The organism is Kytococcus sp. HMSC28H12 (assembly GCF_001816045.1).
GTDB classification, from domain to species: Bacteria; Actinomycetota; Actinomycetes; order Actinomycetales; family Dermatophilaceae; genus Kytococcus; species Kytococcus schroeteri.
In genome coordinates this window covers 1-2,216 of sequence record NZ_KV824687.1, presented here as the reverse complement: position 1 = coordinate 2,216, position 2,216 = coordinate 1, and the positions used below count along the sequence as shown (strand labels likewise).

The following is a 2,216-nucleotide window of genomic DNA, read 5'->3' as shown; positions in this document are numbered from 1 at the left end:
ACCGGGGTGAGGGCCGGAGCGGGGCGCTCGGTGGCGGGCTGGTCCGCCGCGTCGGCCCTGGCGGTACGGCCCTGACGGGCGGTCACGAACAGGCGCGTGCCCACGTCGGCGCCCAGCAGCATCGAGCCGGTGGCGCCCCACCCCTCCCAGCTGAGCTGGGCGGTGGCCACCATGCCGTGGCCCACGGTGCAGCCGCCGGCCAGCGGGCCGTACTTCATGACCGCGGCCGAGAGGGCGAAGAAGGTGAGCGCGAACCAGCTGCCCACCAGGCCCTCGTCGGCCCGGTAGTAGGTGCCCGTGGCACACCCTCCGGCGGCGATGATGCCGGCGCCGAACACCAGGCCACCCACCACGGCGGCACCCAGCGGCAGCGGGTCCACCTCGGGCGAGACCACGCCGGTGGCGGTGAGCGCGAGGTAGCCCACGGCGTGCAGGGCGACGACCAGGCCGAAGGCGGTGAGCCAGCGCGTGGAGCCGCTGAGCCACACGTCGCGGAAAGCGCCGGTGACGCAGAAGCGGCCGCGTTGCATGACGAGACCGAGCAGGGCGCCGACGAGGACCACGGAGAACTCCCAAGGGGTCGATGAGGGGTCGGGACGGCGCGGCCGCACGAGCGCCCCACCATGGGGTCACGCAGCGTGTTTTTTCTCCACACCTTGTGTTACTGATCACGCGGGGCGAGCCCCTCCGACCAGCGCACCGGCCCGCACCCGACCCCACGGACCGCCCCCACATGCCCTACGGTTCTGCGCACTCATTCATCCCCGAGAGGACCCCCGTGGCCACCCCCCTGCCCCCCGCCCCCGCGGAGGACGCCGCAGCGCCCCGCGCCCTCGACCGTGGCCTCAGCACGCGGCACGTCATGTTCATCGCGCTCGGCACCGCCATCGGCACCGGGCTCTTCCTCGGCTCCGCCGGCGCCATCCAGGTGGCCGGCCCCGCCGTCCTGGTGGCCTACGCCCTGGCCGGCGCGGCGATCTACGTCGTCATGCGCGCCCTGGGCGAGATGGTCGTGCGCCAGCCGGACGCCACGAGCTTCGTGGACTTCACCGAGCGCTACCTGGGCCGTGTCCCGGGCTTCGTGCTCGGCTGGATCTTCGCCCTGGAGATGCTCCTGGTGGGCATCGCCGACGCCACCGCCCTGCGCATCTACCTGGGCCGCTGGTGGCCCGAGGTGCCCGGCTGGGTGTGGATCGCCGGCGTCATCGCCCTGGTGCTGCTGCTCAACGTCGCCGCCGTGCGGTACTTCGGCGAGGCCGAGTTCTGGCTCACCCTGCTCAAGGTGGGCGCCATCGTGGCCATGATCCTGCTCGGCCTGGGCCTGCTCGCCTCCGGGTCCGGCCTGCCCGGCAGCCAGCCGAGCATCTCCCACCTGTGGCAGCACGGCGGCTTCGCCCCCCACGGCATCAGCGGCATCGTCATGTCCCTGACCATCGTGGTGTTCGCCTTCGGCGGCGTGGAGACCGTGGGCCTCACCGCGGCCGAGGCGCGGGACCCCCGCACGGCCATCCCCAAGGCCATCAACACGGTGCCCTGGCGCATCCTCATCTTCTACGTGGGGTCCGTGGGCATCATGCTGGCGCTGGCCCCGTGGAACAGCATCGACGGGGAGCAGTCCCCCTTCGTCCAGGTGCTCGATGCCGTGGGCCTGCCCGCCGCCGGCCACGTGCTCAACGCCGTGGTCATCATCGCGGCGTTCTCCGCGCTCAACGCCATCGTCTTCGCCACCGCCCGCACCCTCTACGGCCTGGCCGACCACGGTCGCGCCCCGGCCGCGCTGCGCCACGTGGGCGCCCAGGGCGTGCCCACCGGTGCCATCACCGTGGTGGGTGCGGGCCTGGTGCTGGGGCTGGTGGCCAACGTCATCTGGCCCGGCGTGATCTTCATGCTGCTGGCGTCGCTGGCCAGCTTCACCACCATCTTCGTGTGGGGGACGATCCTCGTGGCGCACTTCGTGATGCGCCGCCAGGTGGCCCGCGGCCGGCTCGAGCGCGGCGAGTTCGCGATGCCCGGGTGGCCCTTGCCCTCCCTGCTGGCCCTGGCCTTCTTCGCCGTCGTGCTGGTGGCCATGGCTCTCTCGCCCGACACCCGCCCCACGCTGGTGGCCGGCGCCGTCGCACTGGCGGTGCTCTCCGGGCTGGGCGTGCTCACGGTGCGCCACCAGGAGCGCGCGGGCCAGCGCGCCTGACCCGTCCCGCGCCCCCGCGCCCCGTCCG

2 protein-coding genes are annotated in these 2,216 nt (G+C 73.5%); one reads left to right on the top strand and one right to left on the bottom strand.

Annotated features, from left to right (window positions below):
- Positions 1-563, bottom strand: a 563-nt coding sequence (locus HMPREF3099_RS11145) for a YeeE/YedE thiosulfate transporter family protein (protein ID WP_237769850.1), incomplete at its 3' end; no start/stop codon positions are given.
- A 215-nt stretch (positions 564-778) separates the two neighbouring features.
- Between HMPREF3099_RS11145 and HMPREF3099_RS11140 the strand changes: the two genes are divergently transcribed.
- Entirely contained in the window at positions 779-2,188 is a 1,410-nt protein-coding gene (locus tag HMPREF3099_RS11140) for an amino acid permease (RefSeq protein ID WP_237769849.1), read from the top strand.
- Positions 2,189-2,216 lie beyond the last annotated feature (28 nt).